General features: G+C 68.6%; 20 protein-coding genes, 1 pseudogene and 1 riboswitch. Of the genes and pseudogenes, 5 read left to right on the top strand and 16 right to left on the bottom strand.

Features of this window, described 5'->3' with window-relative positions; all coding sequences use genetic code 11:
- Window positions 1–181: 181 nt before the first annotated feature.
- The 10 genes from AC08OO_RS01860 to thiC form a co-directional block, all read right to left on the bottom strand.
- Window positions 182–496 carry a helix-turn-helix domain-containing protein gene (locus AC08OO_RS01860; protein WP_011434855.1) on the bottom strand — a complete coding sequence of 105 codons (315 nt, stop codon included), beginning with the start codon at window positions 494–496 and terminating at the stop codon, window positions 182–184.
- Window positions 493–885: a type II toxin-antitoxin system RelE/ParE family toxin gene (locus AC08OO_RS01855; protein ID WP_011434854.1), complete on the bottom strand. Its 393-nt coding sequence runs from the start codon at window positions 883–885 to the stop codon at window positions 493–495. The genes AC08OO_RS01860 and AC08OO_RS01855 overlap by 4 nt, the downstream gene beginning before the upstream one ends.
- 70 nt (window positions 886–955) lie before the next feature.
- Window positions 956–1,441 (bottom strand): tyrosine-type recombinase/integrase, encoded by a 486-nt coding sequence (locus AC08OO_RS01850; protein ID WP_011434853.1) that lies wholly within the window; start codon window positions 1,439–1,441, stop codon window positions 956–958.
- A gap of 37 nt (window positions 1,442–1,478) precedes the next feature.
- Entirely contained in the window at window positions 1,479–1,889 is a 411-nt protein-coding gene (locus AC08OO_RS01845; protein ID WP_011434852.1) for a DUF5615 family PIN-like protein, read from the bottom strand.
- Entirely contained in the window at window positions 1,886–2,125 is a 240-nt protein-coding gene (locus tag AC08OO_RS01840; RefSeq protein ID WP_011434851.1) for a DUF433 domain-containing protein, read from the bottom strand. Before AC08OO_RS01840 ends, AC08OO_RS01845 begins: the two co-directional genes overlap by 4 nt.
- A gap of 199 nt (window positions 2,126–2,324) precedes the next feature.
- Window positions 2,325–2,918 carry a hypothetical protein gene (locus tag AC08OO_RS01835; protein WP_476618168.1) on the bottom strand — a complete coding sequence of 198 codons (594 nt, stop codon included), beginning with the start codon at window positions 2,916–2,918 and terminating at the stop codon, window positions 2,325–2,327.
- A complete protein-coding gene (locus tag AC08OO_RS01830) occupies window positions 2,915–3,073 on the bottom strand; it encodes a hypothetical protein (protein ID WP_160323711.1) in 159 nt (52 codons plus the stop codon). The genes AC08OO_RS01835 and AC08OO_RS01830 overlap by 4 nt, the downstream gene beginning before the upstream one ends.
- A complete protein-coding gene (locus tag AC08OO_RS01825; protein ID WP_011434850.1) occupies window positions 3,070–3,315 on the bottom strand; it encodes a helix-turn-helix domain-containing protein in 246 nt (81 codons plus the stop codon). Before AC08OO_RS01825 ends, AC08OO_RS01830 begins: the two co-directional genes overlap by 4 nt.
- A 39-nt stretch (window positions 3,316–3,354) precedes the next feature.
- Entirely contained in the window at window positions 3,355–3,684 is a 330-nt protein-coding gene (locus tag AC08OO_RS01820; protein WP_476609426.1) for an ABATE domain-containing protein, read from the bottom strand.
- Window positions 3,685–3,900: 216 nt separating this feature from the next.
- Entirely contained in the window at window positions 3,901–5,703 is a 1,803-nt protein-coding gene (thiC, locus tag AC08OO_RS01815; RefSeq protein ID WP_476609425.1) for a phosphomethylpyrimidine synthase ThiC, read from the bottom strand.
- Here thiC and AC08OO_RS01810 point away from each other — a divergent pair.
- Complete coding sequence (locus AC08OO_RS01810) at window positions 5,600–5,848, top strand: hypothetical protein (protein ID WP_476609429.1); 249 nt, start codon at window positions 5,600–5,602, stop codon at window positions 5,846–5,848. The two genes, thiC and AC08OO_RS01810, sit on opposite strands and share 104 nt — an antisense overlap.
- Window positions 5,835–5,942, bottom strand: a riboswitch (TPP riboswitch). Its footprint overlaps the gene before it by 14 nt.
- A gap of 145 nt (window positions 5,943–6,087) precedes the next feature.
- Here the strand turns inward: AC08OO_RS01810 and AC08OO_RS01805 are convergent.
- A complete protein-coding gene (locus AC08OO_RS01805; protein WP_476618167.1) occupies window positions 6,088–7,758 on the bottom strand; it encodes an ATP-binding cassette domain-containing protein in 1,671 nt (556 codons plus the stop codon).
- Window positions 7,755–9,833 carry a branched-chain amino acid ABC transporter permease gene (locus AC08OO_RS01800; protein WP_476609423.1) on the bottom strand — a complete coding sequence of 693 codons (2,079 nt, stop codon included), beginning with the start codon at window positions 9,831–9,833 and terminating at the stop codon, window positions 7,755–7,757. The genes AC08OO_RS01805 and AC08OO_RS01800 overlap by 4 nt, the downstream gene beginning before the upstream one ends.
- A gap of 144 nt (window positions 9,834–9,977) precedes the next feature.
- On the opposite strand from AC08OO_RS01800, the gene AC08OO_RS01795 reads away from it, so the two are divergent.
- On the top strand, window positions 9,978–11,210 hold the full coding sequence (locus AC08OO_RS01795) for an ABC transporter substrate-binding protein (protein WP_476607009.1): 1,233 nt from the start codon (window positions 9,978–9,980) through the stop codon (window positions 11,208–11,210).
- A gap of 106 nt (window positions 11,211–11,316) precedes the next feature.
- Here AC08OO_RS01795 and AC08OO_RS01790 read toward each other — a convergent pair whose 3' ends face one another.
- The 4 genes from AC08OO_RS01790 to AC08OO_RS01775 form a co-directional block, all read right to left on the bottom strand.
- Window positions 11,317–13,278 (bottom strand): ABC transporter ATP-binding protein, encoded by a 1,962-nt coding sequence (locus AC08OO_RS01790; protein ID WP_476609422.1) that lies wholly within the window; start codon window positions 13,276–13,278, stop codon window positions 11,317–11,319.
- Entirely contained in the window at window positions 13,275–15,008 is a 1,734-nt protein-coding gene (locus tag AC08OO_RS01785; RefSeq protein ID WP_476609421.1) for an ABC transporter ATP-binding protein, read from the bottom strand. Before AC08OO_RS01785 ends, AC08OO_RS01790 begins: the two co-directional genes overlap by 4 nt.
- A gap of 235 nt (window positions 15,009–15,243) precedes the next feature.
- Window positions 15,244–18,309 carry a diguanylate cyclase domain-containing protein gene (locus AC08OO_RS01780; RefSeq protein ID WP_476609420.1) on the bottom strand — a complete coding sequence of 1,022 codons (3,066 nt, stop codon included), beginning with the start codon at window positions 18,307–18,309 and terminating at the stop codon, window positions 15,244–15,246.
- 296 nt (window positions 18,310–18,605) lie between these two features.
- Complete coding sequence (locus AC08OO_RS01775; RefSeq protein WP_476607014.1) at window positions 18,606–19,010, bottom strand: YccF domain-containing protein; 405 nt, start codon at window positions 19,008–19,010, stop codon at window positions 18,606–18,608.
- A 510-nt stretch (window positions 19,011–19,520) separates the two neighbouring features.
- Between AC08OO_RS01775 and AC08OO_RS01770 the strand changes: the two genes are divergently transcribed.
- From AC08OO_RS01770 to AC08OO_RS01760, 3 genes and pseudogenes are all read left to right on the top strand, one after another.
- Complete coding sequence (locus AC08OO_RS01770) at window positions 19,521–20,900, top strand: cystathionine beta-synthase (RefSeq protein WP_476609428.1); 1,380 nt, start codon at window positions 19,521–19,523, stop codon at window positions 20,898–20,900.
- Between the two features lie 38 nt (window positions 20,901–20,938).
- Complete coding sequence (locus tag AC08OO_RS01765) at window positions 20,939–22,117, top strand: cystathionine gamma-synthase (RefSeq protein ID WP_476607013.1); 1,179 nt, start codon at window positions 20,939–20,941, stop codon at window positions 22,115–22,117.
- A gap of 230 nt (window positions 22,118–22,347) precedes the next feature.
- Window positions 22,348–22,741, top strand: a pseudogene (locus AC08OO_RS01760) (hypothetical protein); the annotation flags it as partial.

Genomic DNA, 22,741 nt, shown 5'->3' with positions numbered 1-22,741 from the left:
TCGGCAAGTCCCTGGGGTAGCGCCTCCTCGGTCTCGATGATCGCTGGGGGCTGGTTGATCCACGCCTCGGTCGGCAGCGCGGGTGGGGTCGGCCGGCGACGATCACGACTCCGGGGGTGCGCCCCTGGGACAGCAGCAGCGGCAGCGCCGCCCCGATCCGCTTCTTGAGTTCCCGGTCGTATCAGGCGATCTGGCGGAGGTCATTACCGTAGTCGAAGATGATCCGCATGCGTGCGCCCAACGCCCGGGCGTATCGGCTCAGGGTTGCCACCTCGTTCACGTCCAGATCACCGTTTTCGATCTGGCTTATCCGGCCAGGTGAGACGCCCATCAGATCGGCGACCTGACGCTGTGTCAAACCAAGGCGCTTGCGCTCCTCGGCCAGGTGGTAGGCGCTGGCCCACGCCTCCGTACGCGCTCGTTCCACGGCGAGTGCCGCGTCATCGCCGTCATGGAGCTCGGCGCGGATGTCCTCCCAGTCATGGAACTCGGTCATGAGCCCTCCCGCCGTTTCCGTTCGACGGCCAGCCAGCCGTCGTAGACAACCTCTGCCGCAGGAATCGCAGCCCTGTACCAGTGCGACCAGTCGCCGGCCTTGTTCCCCGCGACCAGCAGCACGGCCTGCGACCATGGATCGAACACGAAGATCACTCGGATGGCCACCTCGCGGCCCGACCGCGGTCGGAGCTCCTTGAGGTTGCTGATCGTTGATCCCTTGAGGGTGTCGACCAGCGGGCGCCCGAGCGCCGGCCCGGCCTCGGCGAGCATGTCGATTGCCGCGTTGACGGATCGGTAGCTGTCCGGCTCCTCCCGGCGCAGCGAACGCAGCCACTCTCGCACCTCGGAGGTGGCCTTGATCGTCCACCGGGCGGGCGTTGCGGCCATTGGTCAACTATAGCTCAAGCTAAACATGGATCCGGGTGAGTGCAGGTGACGATTGATCGAATATTTCCAATCAACACCACTGAGCTCTGGTCGCCGACAGTATGATCGCGTGTGTGATCCGCAACCGTGCTGGTGGGGGTGTTTGTGGTGCGTTGCCGAGCGCACCCTGCTTGACCTGCGGTTTTTCTCCTATTCGATCTTCTTGTGACCTGTCGGGTGTGCGCGGGGTGTGCGCGGCCCGAGTGGGTGGAGTGCGGGGGACGAGTCGGGCGGCGCCTTCGGCGGCTTCCCGGGCGAGTTCTTCCAGGACCGAGGTGTAGGTGTTGACCGTCACCTCGTGGCTGGAGTGGCCGAGGGTCTCCTGGATGACCTTCAGGTCCGCGCCGCCGCCGTGCATGAGGGTGGCGGCGACGTGCCGGGCATCGTGAAGGCGGATCGGGGGTACCCCGGCTCTCGCGATCTGGTCCTGGAACTCGGCGGAGACGGCGGCGGGATGCAGAGGATCGCCGTCGAGGGTCGTGAACACCGGTCCTGAGGGGTCCCAGTCGAGGCCCATGGCGCGGCGCTCGTCGTGCTGCCGTTCCCGATGACGGTTAGAACTCCTCGACAGTGAGGTCGTCGAGGAGCAGTTCCCGCACTCCCGCGTCGGTCTTGGGCCTGGTGCGCTGCACCTTCCAGCCGACGACGACGAGCTGCCACTGGATGAGGATCTTCTTTTGGTCGAGGTCGACGTCCGGCCAGTTCAGAGCGCATGTCTCTTCACGGCGCGGCCCTCTGTAGGTCACGAGGTGATAGTGAAGCGATCCCGGCGGGTAGGCACGGATGTTCCCGCAGCCGCGGTCGAGGGTGAACACGATCCGGTTCTCGGCAACCGCAGCAGCGAGCACCTCCGGATCGGAGCGGCCCGACAGGTTCTCCGCAAGCACGGTATCGGCATCGATCCCGTGCTTGGCGAGTCGCTCGGCAAGGGAGACCGGGAGACCCTCGTCCAGCTTGACCTTCACGGCGCGGTACGAAGCGGCACGAGATCCTCCCGCGCCAGACGCGCCCCGTAGGCAGCGGCCGCACGGATCCCCGACACGGTCAGCGACGGGTACTCCGCGATGATCTCACCGTCGGACATACCGTCGGCAAGGCAGTCGAGCACGACACTCACCGGCACCCGGGTCCCCCGGATACACGCCTGCCCATGACCGACTGTCGGGTCGGCCACGACGAGCGCCAGAAGATCTTCCGCCATGCCTCCCAGTATGCTCCCGGATCTCAGCGTCGAGCGCCCGTCACGTGGTCCAAGCCGTGGCACGAGTGACAGCCAAGTTGACAGCCAAGCCGCTGGACGCGGGTGGACGTCGACGGATACCGGTGGACGGAACGCTCATGGTCAGCAGACAGGGCGGACGTTGACAGACGTCGACGGAAGATCCAAATCTAACTACGGATCAGAAGGTTGGGGGTTCGAGTCCCTCGGCGGTTGCAACGCGTCGGTGTTCGGGCGGTTCGACGTCTGCGAGCCGGCGGGCCAGGCGCTGTTCGGCGCGGGCGAGTGCCTCGTCGCGTGCCGGGAGTACCTGGTGGGCGACGAGCAGGGTGCGCAGGTAGTCGGCGGCGCCGCGGCGGGGATGGGCGTCGAGCGCGTCGTGGCTGGTTTCGAGCCTGCCGGCGGCCAGGTCGGCAAGCAGGCCGCTGGCCGCGCCGGTGCGCAGCCAGTTCAACGCGGTGTAGGGGTTCGGGGTCGCGCGGATCGCCTCGGCCACGGCGGCGAGGTGGGCCGGGACCTGCCCGTCGTCGGCGGCGAGCAGCACGGTCGTGCGGCGTCGCAGGGAGCAGGTCGCGCAGCGGCCGGCCTCGAACAGCTTGTCCTCGAGGCCGCAGCCGGCGCAGCGATGCGTGACTGGAAGGCCGGCGCAGTCGGCGCAGGTCGTGGCGCCGACGCCGGGGGGATGCACCAGCCGGCGGGTCTGGCCGCAGGACGCGCAGGGCCGCCGCCGTCCGCAGACCGAGCAGACCGCTTCCGGGAGTGTGAAGCAGTTCACGCAGATGTCGGGCTGGTCGTCGTGCGCGCGCAGACCGGCACCGCCGCGGTAATCACGTCGGCGGGCAGCGACGGGTCGGCGGCCGCGACCGCGGCGGTCACCGCCACCCGGCGGGCCGCCGCCGTCGCGAGCCGTGACGCCCAGGGGCTGGTCATGACCCGACCCCCGGGCCGGGGATGGCGGTGATGTCGGCGCGCCGGGGCCGGCCCCAATAGGGCTCGACCAGGTCTCCGGGCGCGCAGCCGAGGATGTCGCAGAGCGCGGCGAGTGTGGCCAGCGACAGCCGCTCCGGGATGCCGGTCACCAACCGGTAGACCTGCTCGCGGGAGAGCCGGACACCCCGCTCGGCGAGCAGCGGGACCAGCGCCGTCGTCGCGAACAGCCCACGCTCGGCCATCAGCTTCCGCAGATGCCAGTGGTAGCCGACCTGCGCGCTTCAGTCGGTGGCCAACAGCCCATTCAGTCGCGACAGCGTGGGTTCGTCCGGCACGGTGGAGCTGCCGTCCGCCCAGGCGCCGATGCGCGGCCGCAGCCACTCCCGGAGCTCGACCGCGGCGACGGCGATGCGGTCGAGCTCCTCGGATCCGAACCGGGCAGGCAGCGCCTCTCGTTCGGCCGTGCCGACAAGCCCCGTGAGCTGGAGCCAGCGCAGGTAGCTCCAGCCATCGGCGATCAACTCGATCGGGCCGTCCGCCGAGAAGGCGAGGCTGTTGACGAAGTCCAGCACCGGATGATCGCCCAACCCGATCAGCACGTCCGGGTTCATCGGAGACCTCCCCTCGAGCCGATCACCCAAATAACCACTCCACTTCCTCTTGAGAGGTTACTCCCTCGCCAAAGTAATCGTCTTAGATATCTTTTTTAGATAGCTTTTATGGACCACCGGGGCCGCTGCGCCCGCTGAGCCCCCTGCGCCCGACGGGGCCCGCCGCTGACCGGCGGAAGCCCGTCGGAACGGTCGGTCAGGAGTTGGCCACAGCGGTCAGGAGTTGGCCACCGGAAGGTAGATCCGATTGCCGGCGGCGTTGAACTCGGCGGCCTTCTCGCGCAGGCCGGCGGTGACCGCCTCGTCGCCGGCCGGGTCCGCGCCATGCCCGGCCGGGTCCAGCCCGTCCCCGCCCGCGTGTGCCCGCACCTGGTGGGAAATCTTCATCGAGCAGAAGTGCGGGCCGCACATCGAACAGAAGTGCGCCGACTTCGCGGCCGGGGCCGGCAACGTCTCGTCGTGGAACGCGCGTGCGGTGTCGGGGTCGAGCGCGAGGTGGAACTGGTCGGCCCAGCGGAATTCGAACCGGGCGTCCGACAGGGCGTCATCCCAGGCCTGCGCGCCGGGATGACCCTTAGCGAGGTCGGCGGCGTGCGCGGCGATCTTGTAGGCGATAACGCCGGCCTTGACGTCGTCCCGGTCGGGCAGGCCGAGATGCTCCTTCGGGGTGACGTAACAGAGCATGGCGGTACCGGCCCATCCGATCATCGCCGCCCCGATCGCGGAGGTGATGTGGTCGTAGCCGGGGGCGATGTCGGTGGTCAGCGGCCCGAGGGTGTAGAACGGCGCGTCGTGGCACAGCTCCCGCTGCAGCTGCACGTTCTCCTCGATCTTGTTCATGGGCACGTGCCCGGGTCCCTCGATCATCACCTGGACGTCGTGCTCCCACGCCACCTGCGTCAACTCGCCCAGGGTGGCGAGCTCGGCGAGCTGTGCCTCATCGTTCGCGTCCGCGATGGACCCGGGCCGCAGGCCGTCGCCCAGAGAGAACGTGACGTCGTACGCGGCGAAGATCTCGCACAGCTCGGCGAAGTGGGTGTAGAGGAAGTTCTCCTCGTGATGGGCCAGGCACCAGGAGGCCAGGATCGAGCCGCCGCGCGAGACGATCCCGGTCCTGCGCCGCGCGGTCAGCGGCACGTAGCGCAGCAGCACCCCCGCGTGGACCGTCATGTAGTCCACACCCTGCTCGCACTGCTCGATCACGGTGTCCCGGTAGACCTCCCAGGACAGCTTCTCCGGCCGGCCACCGACCTTCTCCAACGCCTGGTAGATCGGCACGGTCCCGACCGGCACCGGCGCGTTACGGATGATCCACTCACGGGTCAGGGCGATGTCCGACCCGGTCGAGAGGTCCATCACGGTGTCCGCGCCCCAGCGGGTCGCCCACACCATCTTCTCGACCTCCTCCTCGATCGAGGAGGTAACGGCCGAGTTGCCGAGGTTCGCATTGATCTTTACGAGAAACGCACGGCCGATCGCCATCGGCTCGGACTCGGGATGGTTCACGTTCGCCGGCAGCACGGCCCGCCCCGCGGCGATCTCCGCCCGCACCGTCTCGACGGGAAGACCCTCCCGCAGGGCGACGAACTCCATCTCCCGAGTGATCTGACCGCGGCGGGCGTAGCCCAGCTGGGTTATGGAAGGCCGTCCCAGCACCGCCCGACGGGGCACTCGCACCCGCCCGTCGAGATCCGTCCCGCCGAGACCGGGCGTCCCAGGACCGGGCGTCCCAGAACCGGGCGTCCCAGGACCCGATGCCCCGGTCCCGGGAACGGTCCGCAGCTCATCCGGCGCGGTGTCGCCACGCTGGGCGATCCAGCTGTCCCGCGTCGCCGGCAAACCCCGGCGCACATCGATCGTCACCCCCGGATCGGTATATGGACCGGAGGTGTCGTACACCACGACGGTGTCACCCGTGGTCAGCACGATCTCCCGCATCGGCACCCGCAGATCGGGATCCGCTCCGACCAGCCAGGTCTTGCGGCTGCCCGTCAGCGGACCCGTCGAGACCGCCGTCATCCCCGCGGCCGAGACGGACGAGGAGGAGGACGAGGACGAGACGGACGGGGAGGATGCGGCGGACGACAAGGATGAGGTGGACGGGGACGAGGTGACGGCCTTCGAGGTGGACGAGGACGAACGGTCGGTACGCGACACCATGTAAGACTCCCTACGCCGGCATTACCCGGACAGGTTCCTGCGGTCGGCGGCCCCAGCCGCCCTCTCAGCCCCTTGGCGGAGCTCCCGCGATCAACTTCGACGCTTGTCGACAGTAAGACACCGCCGGCCCGCTCGCCACCCCTTCCGGTTCATCCGACGCATGCCCTACACCATCGGGCGACGTGAAGAGCCCTGTTCCGCCGGACCCCGGTTTCTCTGCGTGGCGGGGAACGCCGGACCAGCTCAGCGGTCCGGGGCCGCCGCCGGCCCGGAACTCCCGCCCAGGTAGGCCGTCTCGATGAGCTCGGGATGCGCGATGAGATCCGCCGCGCTCGCCGACAGCGCGATCCGGCCCCGGTCGAGAACGTAGCCACGGTCGGCCACCTGCAACGCGAGCGAGACGAACTGCTCGACCAGCAGCACGCCGGTCGACGTCTCGAGGGCGATCGTGCGCAGCAGGGCGAGCAGCTGCGGCGCAATCCCGGGTGCCAGGCCGAACGACAGCTCGTCCACCAGCAGCAGACGCGGTCTGCGCACCAGAGCGACGGCCAACGCGAGCCGTTGCCGCTCGCCCCCGGACAGTTCTCCGGCCGACCGGTCGAGCAGGCCGCGCAGCACCGGGAACCAGTCCAACACCCGCCCGATCTCGCCGGATGAGCGCCGGCCGGCCGCCAGGCGCAGGTTCTCGCGGACGGTCAACCGCCCGAGTGATCCTCGTCCCTGCGGTACGACCGCCATCCCCCGGCGGGCGAGTGTGCTCGGCGCGGCCCGGCGCGACCGGTCATCGAGGACCTTGACCCGTCCCCTCGACGGCGTCAGCAGCCCCGCCGCCGTGCGGATCAGCGTCGTCTTGCCCGCGCCGTTCGCTCCGAGCAGCGCCACGATCTCCCCGGCACCGACGGTGAGCGACACGTCCCGGAGCACCGGAACTCCGTCGTATCCGCTCGTGACCCGGTCGAGTACGAGCAGATCGCCCCCGCCTCGGCCGGGGGCCGGCGCCGGGGTGGAGGCGGGCACGGACCCGGAGGCGGGCACGGACCCGGAGGCGGGCACGGACCCGGAGGCGGGCACGGACCCGGAGGCGGGCACGGACCCGGAGGCGGGCACGGACCCGGAGGCAGGCACGGAGTCGGAGGCAGGCACGGAGTCGGACCCAGAGGCCGAGCCGGGCCCGGGTCCCGGGGCGGTCCCGGCGCGGTCGCCGCCGTCGGGCTCACCACCGCCCAGATAGGCAGCGCGGACCGCCGGATCGGCGCGCACCTCGGCGGATCGACCGCGCGCGACGACGCGGCCCCCGTCCAGGACGAGGACGTGGTCGCATACGTCGAAGACGAGCTTCACGTCGTGGTCGACGAGCAGCACGGCGATGCCGTCGGCGGCGATGCGGCGCAGCCGGTCGGCGAGCGTCCGGCGGGCGGCCGGGTCGAGACCCGCGGCCGGTTCGTCCAGCAGCAGGACCTTCGGCCTGGCGACGAGGGCGCGGCCGAGAGCCACCGAGGACCGCTCGTCGTGGGAGAGCGTCGACGGCAGGCGATCGGCGATCGTGGCAAGCCCGAGCGACCGGGCCGGGTCTGGCCCGGTCGCGGGTCCGGGTGCCCGGGGCGTGACGACGGCCAGGTTCTCCCCGGCCTCCAGACTGTCGAAGAGTTCCAGCGCCTGGAAGGTGCGGGCGAGCCCCAACCGCAGCCGCTCATGCGCCGGCAGTCCGACGAGCACGGCACCGTCCAGCGTGACGGTACCCGCGCTGATCGACGCAAACCCGGTGAGGGCGTCGATCAACGTCGTCTTTCCGGCTCCGTTGGGTCCGATGAGCCCGGTGATGGTGCCGGCCGACAGAGTGAAGGAGACATCCTCGAGGATGCGCGTGCGGCCCTGGTCGGCGGCGAGCATGTCGACCGCCAGCAACGCCGTCACGGGGCTCCGCCCGGGTTGACCGGATGCGGGGTCAGGCTCGGCCGGCCCTGGTCCGGCGGCTGCGGGTGTCGCACGTGATCTCCTCGACGCGTTCGCTGCCCAGTACCGGTCCGATGCGTGCCACCCGACCGATCCGCGCGGCCCTGATGATCGGCGCGAGCCGTCCGATGCGGTCGGTACGCGAGCCCAGCCGGACGTAGCACCGCCAGCACCACGACGGCGATCCCGCACAGCACGGACTGGTACTTGCCGAGCCCGGCAACCTGGTCCAGCACGATGAACACGATTCCGCCCGGCGCCAGCAGACCTCCCAGCAACGCTCCGCCGACGCTCGTCACCCCGCCGGCGGCCGCGATCGCCAGGAAGAACAGCGAGGCCGTGACGCCGAACGAGTCGAAGGACAGACGTCCCTGGCCGTAGCCGATGAGGCAGCCGCCGAGACCGGCGATCGCGGCGGAGAGAGTGAAGGCGAGCACCTTCGTACGACGGACGTCGATCCCGGCCGCGGCAGCGGCCCGTTCGTTCGCGCGCACGGCCAGCATGCGCCGGCCCAGGTCCGCGGTGCGCAGCCGGGCGACTCCGTAGCAGCACGCGGCGAGCACGGCCAACGCCAGCAGCCCGTACTGCGGCCGGGGGAACCCGGCACCGGCGAGCCCGAGATCGAGGCCGAAGATCTTCGGACTCGGTACTACCGACCCGGCCAACCCGCCGGTGACCAGCGGGTTTCCGAACACCACCTCCTGGATCGCGACGCCGGCGACCAGAGTGATCAATGCCAGGTCGATTCCACGCAGCCGCCGTGACAGCACCCCCAGCAGCAGGCCCGCCACGGCGGCGGCACCCGTGGCGAGCAGGGGTGCGATCGGGAACGGCACGCCCAGCTCACCCTGGAGTCTGGCCAACAGGAAGCCGGCGACACCGGCGAGGGTCATCTGTGCCAACGAGAGCTGTCCGACGTACCCGGTCAACACGACGAACGACAGACACACCACGGCGCCGGCAAGGCTGCGTTCGAGGCCGAGCCGGTAGGGGCCGGCCAGCACGAGGATCGCGACCACCCCGAACGGCACACCGACCGCGAGGTGGCGCAGGGGAGACTCCGGCGGGTCGACCACCGGCATCGGAGCCGACACGGCGACGCCCGCGGCGCGACCGGGAATCAGATCCCCGCGCCGGCCTGCCAGCGCGATGACCAGAAGCATCGGAAGCAGCGCGCGCAGTCCCGGCTGGTTCAACCAGGAGACGTCCTGTTGCAGCGGGATCAGGACGGCCTGGGTCATGCCGAGGCCGAGAGCTCCGACGACGGTCAGACCGAACGAGGACAGGCCACCGAGCAGAGCGGCGGCGAGCGCGGGAACGACGAACAGCGAGTAGCTCGTCGGATTCAGCGCACTGATCGGCGCCACAAGGATCCCGGCGAGGGCGGCGAGCACGGCCGCCATGACCCAGTTGACGGCGGCGATCCAGCCGGGCCGCCGGCCGAGAAGCGCGGTGGTCTGCTCATCCTCGGCGACGGCGCGGGTAGCCAGGCCGAACAACGTCCAGCGCGACATCGCCCACAGACCGGCTGCGACCGCGATGACCGACGCGGCGAGCAGCAGCCGGTCACTCGCCACGGTCACGCCCAGCAGGGACAGCGGTGACTGCGGCAGCACCGGACTGAGGAACCTGTTGTCAGATCCGAACTGGAGCACGGCGACGGCCTGCAGCGCGATCGTGAGGCCGACCGCCGCCACGACCGTCATCAGCGGCTGGGCACGCCGCAAGGGCCGAAAAACCACCAGATAGGATGCCAGTGCTAGAATTGCCGCCATTGCGAGGGATACTGACAGGGCTAGCCCGAAGGTGGGCGTGTCGGTGAGATGAATTCTTGGCGGCATCCCGACGACGGGCAGTACGAGGTCCCCGACCTCCCGTAGTTCTGCGTACTGGTAGGTGGCGTACATAGCGAACGCCCCATGGGCGATGTTCACCACGCCGGACGCGCGGTAGGTGAGCACGAGCCCTAGCCCGAGCGCCGCGTACACGGCCCCCGGGCCAAGGCCGAGCAGCAATGCTGCTATATACGTTGTCACCGGCCCCCCGTAGACGCATCTATTGCAGATAGAGAGATCCGAACTGCGATGAAGACCGGACGCATGGTCACACAACAGTCCCCGTCCGGCCGGTCGACGGTCAAGCCCCCAGAACTGGACGACAGAAGTGTAGCTTCACGAGCCGTGAGACAAGCCTCCCGCATCCTCCTCGCGTTCTCCGTAGCCTTGTCCGTCGTTGTCGCCGGGTGCACGAGTCAGCGCGGTGGCTCGTCCGGCGCAGCTGCCGGTGGCAGCGCGGCGGCGAGCCGCCTGACCGGGCCTGCGGTCACTGTCGGCTTCGTAACGGTTGAGAACAGCACTGTCGGGTCATACCCGGAGACCCGGAAGGCCGCTCAGGCCGCCGTGGACTACGCCAACACCTCTCTGGGCGGGCTCGACGGTCGACCGCTCCGGCTGATCAGTTGCGCAACCGACGGCTCGCCGGAGTCCTCCCAGAACTGCGCCAACCGGCTTGTCGCCACGAAACCACTCGCGGTGGTCGGCGGGATCGATTTCGGCGCGGAGGCGGCGATGCCGATATACGAGGCCGCCCACATCCCGTACGTCACCGGCTCTCCTCAACTGAGCGGAGAACTCGGCTCACACAACGCCTTCGCGTTTTCCGGCGGTTCGCTCAGCGAGCTGCTCGGCCTCACCGACTATCTGACGAACATCCGGCATGTGCGCAGCGTGCATGCCCTGTACCTCGACCTGCCCGGCCTGCTGTCCGCCGCTATCCAGGGATCGCAGAACGTCCTGCACCATAAAGGTGTGTCCGACGTCAAACTGGTGCCGGAGAAATCCGACGCGGCAGACTTCGCACCGGCCCTGACCCAGGTCGCTGCGGGCAAGCCGGACGCGATCATCGTGGTGTTCCAGGCTGCGACGTGCACCCGGATCGTCCAGGCCGCGGCGGCGCTGAACATCCGCAGCGACATCTACTTCATCGGTCCCTGCACCACCCCAGCGGTGCCGCGCGCGGCCAGCGGCCGGACCGACAACCTCTACTTCGCATCCAGCTACCTACCGGTCGGGACGAGCGATGGTGACGCCGACACGGCGGCGTTCCGTAAGGCGATCCCAGAGGCCGATCGTTCCTCGTCATCGCAGGGATCCTTCTCCGCCGTCCTCAACATTCGGTCGCTGCTGGCCGGTACCGCCCAGCCGACCTCGGCCGCCCTGCTCACGGCGCTTCGCGCCTCCCACGACCGCCCGAACGTCATGGCCCATCCGTTCACCTGCGACGGCAAGCAGATCGACATCTTCCCGGCGATCTGCAACACGGCGGTGCGGCTGCTGGCGTGGAAGAACAACACGTTCACCGATGTCACCGGCAACTGGCTCGACGGGCGCCAGCTCATCAAACTGATCAACTGACCACGTTCGCCTAACGAGCCGTCCGGCTCGTGCTCATCCCCGTTGTCACACGCACGGGCCGGTGGCGCAACCACTCACGCAGATCTCGACGGTCAGATCTCGACGGTCAGATCTCGACGACGGCCTGGGCGAACTGGGACTGGTACAGCCGGGAGTATGGGCCATCGGCGGCCAGGAGCTCGGTGTGGGTGCCCTGTTCGACGATGGCTCCGTTCTCCATCACGAGAATGGTGTCCGCGTCCCGGATGGTCGACAGCCGATGCGCGATGACGAACGCGGTCCGCCCCGCCCGCAGGGTCGACATCGCCCGTTGGATGAGGACCTCGGTACGGGTGTCCACCGAGCTCGTCGCCTCGTCGAGAACCAGGATCAGAGGTTCCACGAGGAAGGCGCGAGCGATGGTGATCAGCTGCTTCTCCCCGCCGCTCACGCCGACCCCCTCGTCGTCGAGCACGGTGTCGTAACCCGCGGGAAGAGTGCGGACGAACCGGTCGACGTGCGCGGCGCGGGCCGCCGCCACGATCTGCTCGTGGGTGGCGCCCTCCGCACCGTAGGCGATGTTCTCCGCGATCGTTCCGCCGAACAGCCAGGTGTCCTGCAGGACCATGCCGATGCTGGCCCGCAGTTCATCCCGCGACATCGCCGCGACATCGACCCCGTCCAAGGTGATCCGTCCGCCGGTGACCTCGTAGAAGCGCATCAGCAGGTTGATCAGAGTGGTCTTGCCGGCGCCGGTCGGCCCGACGATCGCGACGGTGTGACCAGGTTCCGCGACAAGTGACAGGTCCTCGATCAACGGCTTGTTCGGTTCGTAGCGGAAGGAGACGTGTTCGAAGGCCACCCGGCCACGAAGCCGCTCCGGATGCGCCGGAACCGCCCGGTCGGGTTCCTGTTCGACGGTGTCGAGCAGGTCGAACACCCGCTCCGCGGAGGCCACCCCGGACTGCACCAGGTTCGCCATGCTGGCAACCTGGGACAACGGCTGGCTGAACTGCCGAGAGTATTGGATGAACGCCTGGACGTCACCGATCGACAGCGAGCCGGACGCGACCCGCAGGCCGCCGATCACCGCTACCAGCACGTAGTTCAGGTTTCCGATGAACAACATCGAGGGCTGCATGAGACCGGAGATGAACTGCGCGCGCCAACTGGCGGCGTAGAGCCGCTCGTTCTGCTCACGAAAGATCTCCGCGGATTCCTCCTGCCGGCCGAACGCCCGCACGAGCGTGTGCCCGGTGTACATCTCCTCGATATGGGCGTTGAGACCACCGGTGATCCGCCACTGGGCGACAAACTGGGGCTGAGCCAGCTTGCCGACCCGGGTCGCCATCATGATCGACACTGGCACCGTGACCAGCGCGATCAGGGCGAGGATCCAGGAGATCCAGAGCATCATCGACAGCACGCCCACGATCGTCAGCGTCGACGCGACAATCTGCGACATGCTCTGCTGCAGGCTCTGCCCGAAGTTGTCGATGTCGTTGGTGACCCGGCTGAGCACCTCGCCTCGCGGCTGACCGTCGAAGTAACGGACGGGCAACCGCGAGATCTTCGCCTGGACGTCGCGGCGCAGATCACTGATCACTCTCTGCAGGGCCAGGTTCGCCAGCCGGGCCTGGAGCACACCGCACAATCCGGACACCGCGTAGACGACCACGACCCCCAGCAGCACGGCACCGATGGCATCGAAGTCCATACCATGACCGGGGGTCACGTCGAGCGAGGCGAGCAGGTCCGCCTGAGTACCGTGGCCGGTGGCACGCAGCTGCGCGACCGCCTGTTCCTTCGTGCTGCCGGCTGGCAGCCGCCGACTGAAGATCCCCGCGAACACCAGGTCGGTGGCGTGACCGAGCAGGCGAGGACCGATCACGCTCAGGCCGACACTCAACGTCGCCAGGACCACGACGGCGATCAGCAGGTGACGCTGCGGTCGCAGCAGTCCGAGCAGCCGGCGGCTCGACGCGGCGAAGTCCATCGACTTCTCCGTCGCGCCCGGGCCCACGAAGAACCGAGCGGGCCCGGCCGTCGGGGCCGGGCCGCGGCGCGGTGCCGGTACCGGGCTGCTCATGCCGCCTCCTCCTCGGTGAGCTGGGAGAGCACAATCTCGCGGTACGTGGTGTTGTCGGCCATCAGCTGCTGGTGGGTGCCGACGCCGGCCACCTCACCGTGGTCCAGCACGATGATCTGATCCGCATCCCGGATGGTGGCGACCCGCTGAGCGACGATCACCACGGTCGCGGCGGAGGTCTCGTGGGCGAGCACCCTGCGCAGGCGGGCGTCGGTGGCGTAGTCGAGGGCCGAGAAGGAGTCGTCGAACAGGTAGATCTCCGGGCCGTGAACGAGCACGCGGGCGATGGAGAGCCGTTGGCGCTGGCCGCCGGAGACGTTCGTGCCACCCTGGGCGATCGCGGTGTCGAGACCGTCCGGCATGGCTTCGACGAAGTCCTTCGCCTGCGCGATCTCCAGCGCGCGCCACAGTTCGTCGTCGGTGGCGTCCGGATTTCCGTAACGCAGATTGGTCGCGACGGTGCCGGAGAACAGATACGGCTTCTGTGGAACCAGGCCGACGGTCCGGGCGAGCAGCGCCGGGTCGAGATCGCGGACGTCGACACCGTCGACGAGGACGGCGCCCTCGGTGGCGTCGGCCAACCGCGGGACCAGACCGAGCAGCGTTGTCTTGCCGCTACCGGTGCTGCCGATGATGGCTGTGGTCTGACCCGGCCGGGCGCGCAGGCTGATTGCGCGCAGGACCGGCGCCTCCGCGCCCGGGTAGTGGAACCCGACGCCCCGCAGTTCCAGGTCACCGTGGCGGCGCAGCTCCCGCACCGGGTTCTGCGGTGGCAGGACCGTGGAGTCGGTCTCGAGCACCTCCTGGATGCGCTCCGCGCACACCTCGGCGCGGGGAATCATCATGAACATGAAGGTGGCCATCATCACCGACATCAGGATCTGCATCAGGTAGCTGAGGAAGGCCGTCAGCGCGCCGATCTGCATCTGGCCGGCGTCGATACGGTGGGCGCCGAACCACAGCACGGCCACGCTCGAGAAGTTGACCACGGTGAGCACGAGCGGGAACATCAACGCCATGAGTCGGCCGAACCGCAACGAGATGTCGGTCAGTTCGGCGTCAGCCACCGCGAATCGGCGCCGCTCATAGTCGTCCTGGACAAAAGCGCGGATCACCCGGAGTCCGGTGATCTGCTCCCGCAGGATCCGGTTGACGGCGTCCAAGCGCTCCTGCATCGCCCGGCCCAGCGGCCGCATCCGTCGCACGATCAAGCTGATGATCACTGCGAGGACCGGAGTGATCGCGACGAGCAGGAGCGAGAGCCCGGCATCCTGATTGACCGCCAGGATGATGCCGCCCAGGCACATGATCGGCGCGGAGACCATGAGCGTGAAGCTCATTAACATCAGCATCTGCACCTGCTGCACGTCGTTCGTGGCCCGGGTGATCAGAGAGGGCGCGCCGAAGCGGCCGACCTCCCGGGCCGAGAACGACTGGACCCGGTCGAACACCGACGCCCGGATGTCCCGACCGAGCGCCATCGCCGTCCGGGCTCCGAAGAAGACGGCGGCGCCGGCACAGACGATCTGCACGACGCTGACACCGAGCATGAGTCCACCGATACGCATGATGTAGCCGGTGTCGCCGATGACCACTCCACGATCAATGATGTCGGCGTTGAGGGTGGGGAGGTAGAGCATGGCGACCGTCGCCACCAGCTGCAGAAGGACCAGTATCGAGATCGGCCGGCCGTAGGGGCCGAGGTGAGCCCGCAGAAGTCGGATCAGCATACGGTCCCTCTCGGCGGCGGCTGATGGTCGAACCGGTAGGTCGCGACGACGGTGGGTAACCACACTGCAGACGTGTTGCGACCCTACGACGTCAACCCAACATCAGGTCAAGGCATTTTCAGTGCCGCGCACTGGAGAGTCGAGGGTCAGTGCCGCGCACTGGAGAGTCGAGGGTCAGTGCCGCGCACTGGAGAGTCGAGGATCAGTGCCGCGCACTGGAGACATGGCGGCTACCTCATGTCGGATACCTGCCGGGGATGTCGGCGAGCGGTGCGGGTCCGCCGAAGAGGCTGCCCTGGCCAAGGCCGCAGCCGCTGTGCGCGAGGGTGGCGGCCTGCTTCGCGTCAGCGATGCCGGTGCCCAGCAGTGAAATGCCCAGTCCGCGGATGGTGGCGAGGAACGCGGTGCGCAGCGTGCCGTCGTTTTCTTCTTCCCCGGGGGTGCGGCCGTCGGTCAGCGATTCGGTCAGGTGCCGGGTGGCGGCGGCGTCGAGCACGATGATCTGGACGGGGAGCGGCAGAAGGGGATCGAACGAGAGGTCCTCGGCGTCGGGATAGGTGATCGCGAGCCTGATACCTCGTGCGGCCAGTCCGCGCAGCGCCCGCAGGGCAGCCTGATCGGTGTGGTGCGTCGCGCCGGCGACGCGGAGCACGAGAGCATCGGGTGGCAGGTGGTGGACGGTCAGAGCATTGACCACCTCGGTCGTGAACCGGGCGTCAGCGGCATCGAGGATCGAGACGGGGATGTGGAGGGCCACCTCCGGATGGCCCGTGCTTCGGTATCGGCCGAGGTCACGGCAGGCCCGGTCGAGCAGGATGTGCTCCAGTGCGGGGGCCAGCCCGGTCTGCTGGGCGGTGAGGGTGAGACGGTGGTGGGGAACGGATCGGGAGGACGGGTCGTCCCACCGAAGCGCCGCCTCGACACCGACGGTCCGACCGGTGTGGAGCTCGATGATCGGCTGATAGCTGACGTTGAGGGTACCGCCGCCATCCTCGCCGCGTACGGCGTGGGTGAGGCTGGTGCGCAGGGCATCCTCGGCGCTGGCGGGGCACAGCTCCGGCCGGTACACCACCAGGGTGCCCTTACCCCGCCGTTTTGCGGCGTACATGGCGGAGTCCGCCTGTTTCAGCACGCTTTCCGCGGTGGCCTGGGTGCCGGGGTCGACAACGACCAGCCCAATGCTGGCCTGGGTTGTATGAACCGTTCCGGCGAGTACCAAGGGTACGCGGAGTGTTTCCAGGATCCGCCGCCCGATGGACTCGGGGTCGACGCAGCCGCCTTCCAGCAGGACCGCGAACTCGTCGCCGCTGATGCGGGCAACCGTGTCGGTGCTACGGGCGCAACTCGTCAGCCGACCCGCGGTTACGCGAAGCAGGTCGTCGCCGGCCGCGTGCCCGAATCTGTCGTTGACGCTCTTGAAGTCGTCGAGGTCGCAGAACAGTAGTGCAAGCTGCGTGTTGTCCTGCGTATTGTCGTGGAGGCGCCGGGCAAGTCCGCGTTGCAGTCGGGCCGTCAACAGCGTGCGGTTCGCCAGGTCGGTCAGCGGATCGTGCAGGGCCTGGTGGTGCAGCTGTCGTTCGCGGGTGTAGCGGTGGGCGTTGTCCAGGCACAGCGCCGCGCGGGCGGCCAACTCCTCGGCCAGGGCCAGGTCGTCGTCCTCGTAGGGCTCTGGTTGCCGGGAGCGGCAGAAACTGGCCACCCCGAACATCACGTCGCGGGCGCACAGGGGGACGGTGATGAGCGAGTGGATCCCCTGCGCGAGGAGTTGCTCGACGCGTTCGGGGTCCTGGGCCTGCCAGCCGGGAGCGGCGTGCAGGTCGGCCTCGAGCACCGCTCGCCCGCTGGCCAGGCACCGAGCCTGCGGCGTGGAGGGCAGGAAGCTGATCTGGTGACCGGCCGGGTAGAGAGCGAGGCCTTCCTGGATGCCGTGCAGGGCGGCGCGGCGCAGCAGTGCGGTCGGACGCAGCGAGTCCTCGCCCCGCAGAACAGACTCCGACAGGTCCACCGTGACGACGTCGGCGAGTTCGGGCACGGCTGCCTGGGCCAGTTCCTCGGCGGTCCGAGTCACGTCGAGGGTGGTCCCGATGTGCATACTGGCCTCGTACAGCAGGGTGAGGCGTCGCCGTGCCGCCACCGCGAGACGGCCGATTCCCTGTTCCCCGATCGCCAGCAGTGACGCGCCGATGGCGGGCTGCCGGCTGGCCGGGTACGCGCTGGCCACGGGTGTGCTGGCCGGGCGGGCGGCGTCGGGTACACCCGCCGGCAGTCGCGGCGTCGGCCTGGGCGCGCTGAGCGCGGCATACGGCAGGAAAAGCCCCGACGCCGACGGGGCACCGGCGTCGGCCCCCCGCGGCTGGCTGTTGAGGTGTCCTGCCACAGCCGCGGCGCTGGTCATGAGGCGACGGGGCGGCCCGAAGGGAAGGACGACCTCGACGGCCAGCCCGGCCACTGCGGAGTTCGTCCGTACCTCCCTGCACACCAGCGTGGCAGTCTGACCGTGCGGCAGGGATACCTCGATGGCGGTCGGCCGGCCCGCTGCGATCAGTTCAGCGGCCTTCTCCTGCAAAACCAGCCGAGTATCATGCTTGATCTCGATGCCGGACCCGGCATCGAGATCAAGCGGAAACTGTGCGCCGCCAGCCGGTATCCGCATCCGGTGTTTGGCCTGCCGGTACGCCAGGAGCAAGGCGCGTTCCCGCTCGCTCGCCTGTTCCAGCAGGCGATGTTCGATAGCGCGGCCAGCCTCCCCCACTATGGCTTCCGCCGACGGATTCGCCTCGGCGAGCCTGCAAATGAGGCTGAACACGCCTTCGATACGCCCGCTGAGGGGGTCGCGGACGGGAGCGGATATGCACGCGTCCGGTTGGTAGAGGTCAGCAAAGTGCTCGGCACCCGAGACGCGGGCGGGGCGCCTTTCCACGAGGGCGAGGGCTACGGCGCTGGTGCCGACCAGGTGCTCGGCGACGCAGAACCCAGGGTGTAGGCCGAAGGATGCCTCACCGACCCGGTGCGCCAGTATTCTTGCCTGGTCGTCGGTGAGACACACGCACACCCAGGTCCCGGCGATCATGGATGCCAGTCGGTCGAGTACCGGGTCGGCCGCGCGGACCAGGCGCGTGTCCAGATCAAGATCCGGATCATAGACGGGGGAGCACCGGTCCGGGCTCACGTTCAGTACCTGGCTGCGCCACCACGAACCCAAAATCGCGTTTTGTGGTCCTTCCGCTACCAGGTCCCCCGTCAGGAATCGTTCCCGCAGGTGAGCGCTGTTACGCTGCGCAAGGTCATCCCAGATGTCCACGATGATTTCACCTCCCTCCTCGGGAGCCCAGGGTTTCCGCGTCACCCTCCTGGCCTGCGCGCACATTCCACACCATCAAATCTACTACACCATTGTGGGCCTGCTGTCGCCTACGGAATGCTCCGATCTGCGAGCGACGCCCGAGATGAGACCGGTATAAGCACGTATGCGATGCTGGCGACGCTACCGGTGGAGCGGGACGGCATAGTCGATCATGCCGTTGTGATCATGCGGCCGGCATTCTGTTCGCGCGGCGGCGCAGCACGGTCCGAGCACGTTCGACCTGCCGCAGCGGCTCAGAATGCCGCGCGGGCTCCGACCACGGGGGCGTCGACGTCCACGATCTCCTTACCCAGCGGCAGCAGCGAGACCGGGATCAGTTTGAAGTTCGCCAACCCGAGCGGGATACCGATGATGGTGAGGCAGAGTGCCAGGCCGGTGGTGAGATGTCCCAGTGCCAACCACCAACCGGCCAGCAGGATCCACAGCACGTTTCCGACCAGGGACGCCCCGCCAGCGCCGGGTCGGTCGACAATGCGCCGTCCAAACGGCCACAGGGTGAAGTTCGCCATCCGCAGGGCGGCGATCCCGAAGGGAATCGTGACGATGAGAATGAAGCACACAAGCGCTGCGAGGGCGTAGCCGACGGCGAGCCAGAAACCACCGAATACCAACCAGATGACGTTGAGCACGAGGCGCATGAGCTGACCCGCTCCCTCCCGGTCCGACACCGGGATCGTGGTGAACGCCGATGGCAAGCCTGCCGGGAACATCGGCGCCACTGTCGATCGGCCGCCACTCGTCGATCGGCACCGACTTTATCGTACCAATCCAGCCCAGGTCGTCCGGACACGGCCGTCCGGACACGGTCATCGGAACTCGCGATGACACACCGTCAGGTACACCACGATGATCTGCCCCGGGGACGCCATCGCAAACGGAGTGGATGCCACGCGGCCCGGCACGTTCCGGCCCTGCTCGCTACTGTCATGACAGCAGTCCATGCCGACCGGTCGCGACCGGCCCGTCGCGGCCGCACGAACGCAGGTGACGTACGCCGCCGCCTGGCGCAGGCAGCTTCCCGGCCACGGTCGTCGGTATCCAGGAGGTGATCCGGTTCGGGTAGCCCAACCGGCTCCCGCCTGCCGTGGACACGAGGTGTCGCCCCGGTTACCTCTCTCGAGAGCGGAAGTGATGCGCGGATGACCGATATGCAGGCATTTGACCACGTAATCGATCTTGTCGGAAACACGCCGCTGGTCCGGATCACACCGACGATCGAGACGACGCCGACGCCGGTGCTGGCAAAGCTGGAGTACCTTAATCCCGGTGGATCGGTGAAAGACCGGGTGGCGCTGACCATGGTCGCCGCCGCAGAGGAGGCCGGACTGCTTCCGCCTGGTGGGACCATCATCGAACCTACCAGCGGAAACACCGGTGTCGGCCTGGCCCTGGTGGCGGCCCGGCGGGGCTATCGCTGCGTGTTCACCATGCCCGACAAGATCAGCGAAGAGAAACGAGCCGTCCTGCGCGCCTACGGCGCCGAGGTCGTCATCTGCCCGACAGCAGTGGCACCCGACGACCCCCGCTCCTACTACTCGGTGGCCCGCCGGCTCGTCCGCGAGACTCCCGGTGGTTGGAGCCCGGATCAGTATTCCAACCCGAACAATCCCGCTGCGCACTACGCTACGACCGGGCCGGAGATCTGGCAGGCCACGAACGGTCGCGTCACCCATTTCGTCGCCGGCATCGGGACCGGCGGGACGATCAGTGGAGTCGGCCGTTACCTCAAGGAGGCGTCCGGCGGAACCGTGCAGATCGTGGGCGCGGATCCGGAGGGTTCGGTCTACTCCGGTGGCAGCGGCCGGCCCTACCTCGTCGAAGGCGTCGGGGAGGACATCTGGCCGACGACCTACGACAAGACGGTCGTCGACCGGGTGGAGGCGGTCAGCGACCGCGACTCGTTCCTGATGACGCGCGAGCTGGCCAGGAAATGCGGGCTGCTGGTGGGCGGATCAGGCGGGCTCGCGGTGGTAGTCGCCCTCCGGGTAGCTCGCGAGCTCGGCCCGGACGACGCCGTTGTGGTCCTGCTTCCAGACTCCGGCCGCGGATACCTGTCGAAGATCTTCAACGACGAATGGATGTACGAGTACGGCTTTCTGGAGCCGCCGTCGAACGAGCCGACCGTCTCGGACGTCCTGCGGAACAAGGCCGAACAGACCAGTGGTCCCCCCGATCTGGTGCATGTCCACCCGGCCGAGACAGTCGGTGCCGCCATCTCCTACCTGCGCGAGTACAACGTGTCGCAGATGCCGGTGGTGCGGCACGAACCGCCCCTGCGGGCGGCGGAGGTCGCGGGTTCCGTCATCGAGCGGCATCTGCTCGCGGCGGTCTTCGCCGACCGGTCCGCCATCGACGATCCGGTCGCCGATCATCTGTCGCCGTCGCTTCCAATGGTTGGTACCGGCGAGCCACTGGCCCGGATCGTCGCGGTGCTCGGGGACGAACCCGCGGTGCTGGTACACGACGAGGGTAATCCCGTCGGCATCCTTACCCGTGCCGACCTGCTGAGTTTCCTGGCCGTCCGCTAGATCGGCACCGATCATCGAGGACGCCCTAGCGTGGCGTCATGCATATGGAGCAGCCCGCTGAGGGATTCGAGACCATCGCGATCCATGCCGGCCAGGAGCCCGATCCCGTCACGGGAGCGGTGGTGACGCCGATCCACCAGTCCTCGACGTTCGCCCAGGATGGCGTGGGTGGGCTTCGGAGCGGCTACGAGTACAGTCGTTCGGCGAATCCGACCCGTACCGCGCTGGAGACCTGCCTCGCCGCGCTGGAACGCGGGACGGTCGGCCTCGCTTTCTCCTCCGGCATGGCGGCGACGGACGCCCTGCTGCGAACCGTCTGCCGGCCCGGAGACCACGTCATCATCCCGGCGGACGCCTACGGCGGCACCTACCGGCTCATCGCCCGGGTGCTCGCCGACTGGGGCGTCGACCACACCAGCATCGATCTCACCGACCTCGATGCGGTGCGAGTCGCGATCCGTCCGGGCACCACGCGACTGGTGTGGTGCGAAACCCCGACCAATCCCATGCTGTCCATCGCCGACATCGTCGCTCTCTCGTCGCTGGCGCATGACGCGGGGGCGCTGCTGACGGTCGACAACACGTTCGCTTCGCCCTACCTGCAGCAGCCACTGACCCTGGGGGCGGACGCGGTGGTGCATTCCACGACGAAGTATCTCGGTGGCCACAGCGATGTCGTCGGCGGCGCGCTCGTGGTCGGCGATCCGGACCTGGGCGCCCGGCTACGGTTCCTGCAGAACGCGGCCGGCGCCGTCGCCGGCCCCTTCGACAGCTGGCTGGTACTGCGCGGTGTCAAGACGCTCCCCGTTCGGATGGACCGGCACTGCGACAACGCTCGGCGTATCGCGGCCGAGCTCGCCACGCACCCCGCTGTCGGGACCGTCCGCTACCCGGGTTCGACCGGCCATGCGGGTCACGACATCGCCGCGAAGCAAATGCGCGACTTCGGGGGGATGGTCTCGTTCACCCTTCGGGCCGGCCCCCAGGCGGCCGTGGCGGCATGCGGCCGGACCAGGCTGTTCACTCTCGCCGAGTCGTTGGGTGGGGTGGAATCCCTGATCGAACATCCGGCGAGCATGACCCATGCCTCGGTGGAGGGCTCGCCGCTCGCGGTACCCGCGGACCTCGTTCGGCTCTCGGTCGGGATCGAATCGGTGGACGACCTCGTCGCCGATCTGCACCAGGCGCTGCGCGGGCTTTCCGACGGATCCGCGTAGCCCGGCCCCGGTTTCGGGAGTGGTGGCTTCTGGCGCACGCGTCCGGTACGGAAGGGCGAACCAGCGAAAAAAGTCCAAACCTTAACCCGCGGCGGCGACATAGCGCCCCGTACCCGGTTACCGTGACCTTACTGTGTCGAGACCCTCGGGCGGAGAACAGCAATGGTTGCGCGTGCGCATACGCCGGACATGTGCCCAGTCCGCCAGGTCGCGATCGTCAGGAGTACCACATGGACGCATCGGCGGACCGCCGAACGATCCTTACCACGAGCGCGCTACTCGGTGTCCTCGGGGCCGCCGAGGCGGTCGACATGACATCCTCGGCGATGGACAGCCGCGCAGCGCTACACCAGGTCGAGACCGGTCTGGAGTCCCTCGCCCGCCGCTGGGAGACCACCGCACCGGCCGACTTGGTCGAGCGCCTCGCGACGCTGGAGCACCATGCGCGGACGATCGGCCGATGGCGGTTGGGCTCAGCCCTGCGCCGGGACTGGATACGAGCGCATGGCCGGATTCTTCTCATGGCCTCCGTGGCACAGGGTGACAACGGCATGGCCAGGCCGGCCACAGTCTCGGCGCGGGCGGCGCTCGTTCTCGCGAAACATGTAGGAGACGCGACGACCG

This window comes from Frankia sp. CeCAU1 (assembly GCF_977971845.1).
Note: the sequence above shows the minus strand (reverse complement) of the source record. Positions and strands in the feature narration are given on the sequence as shown.

What these genes read in the sequence shown, in the direction of transcription:
- AC08OO_RS01860 (WP_011434855.1), bottom strand. Translation starts at nt 496, where the DNA reads ATGACCGAGTTCCATGACTGGGAGGACATCCGCGCCGAGCTCCATGAC.
- AC08OO_RS01855 (WP_011434854.1), bottom strand. Translation starts at nt 885, where the DNA reads ATGGCCGCAACGCCCGCCCGGTGGACGATCAAGGCCACCTCCGAGGTG.
- AC08OO_RS01850 (WP_011434853.1), bottom strand. Translation starts at nt 1,441, where the DNA reads ATGGGCCTCGACTGGGACCCCTCAGGACCGGTGTTCACGACCCTCGAC.
- AC08OO_RS01840 (WP_011434851.1), bottom strand. Translation starts at nt 2,125, where the DNA reads ATGGCGGAAGATCTTCTGGCGCTCGTCGTGGCCGACCCGACAGTCGGT.
- AC08OO_RS01830 (WP_160323711.1), bottom strand. Translation starts at nt 3,073, where the DNA reads ATGACCAGCCCCTGGGCGTCACGGCTCGCGACGGCGGCGGCCCGCCGG.
- AC08OO_RS01825 (WP_011434850.1), bottom strand. Translation starts at nt 3,315, where the DNA reads ATGGCCGAGCGTGGGCTGTTCGCGACGACGGCGCTGGTCCCGCTGCTC.
- AC08OO_RS01820 (WP_476609426.1), bottom strand. Translation starts at nt 3,684, where the DNA reads ATGAACCCGGACGTGCTGATCGGGTTGGGCGATCATCCGGTGCTGGAC.
- thiC (WP_476609425.1), bottom strand. Translation starts at nt 5,703, where the DNA reads ATGACGGCGGTCTCGACGGGTCCGCTGACGGGCAGCCGCAAGACCTGG.
- AC08OO_RS01790 (WP_476609422.1), bottom strand. Translation starts at nt 13,278, where the DNA reads ATGAGCAGCCCGGTACCGGCACCGCGCCGCGGCCCGGCCCCGACGGCC.
- AC08OO_RS01785 (WP_476609421.1), bottom strand. Translation starts at nt 15,008, where the DNA reads ATGCTGATCCGACTTCTGCGGGCTCACCTCGGCCCCTACGGCCGGCCG.
- AC08OO_RS01775 (WP_476607014.1), bottom strand. Translation starts at nt 19,010, where the DNA reads ATGCGCCTCGTGCTCAACGTCATCTGGTTGGTATTCGGTGGTTTCTGG.
- AC08OO_RS01770 (WP_476609428.1), top strand. Translation starts at nt 19,521, where the DNA reads ATGCAGGCATTTGACCACGTAATCGATCTTGTCGGAAACACGCCGCTG.
- AC08OO_RS01765 (WP_476607013.1), top strand. Translation starts at nt 20,939, where the DNA reads ATGCATATGGAGCAGCCCGCTGAGGGATTCGAGACCATCGCGATCCAT.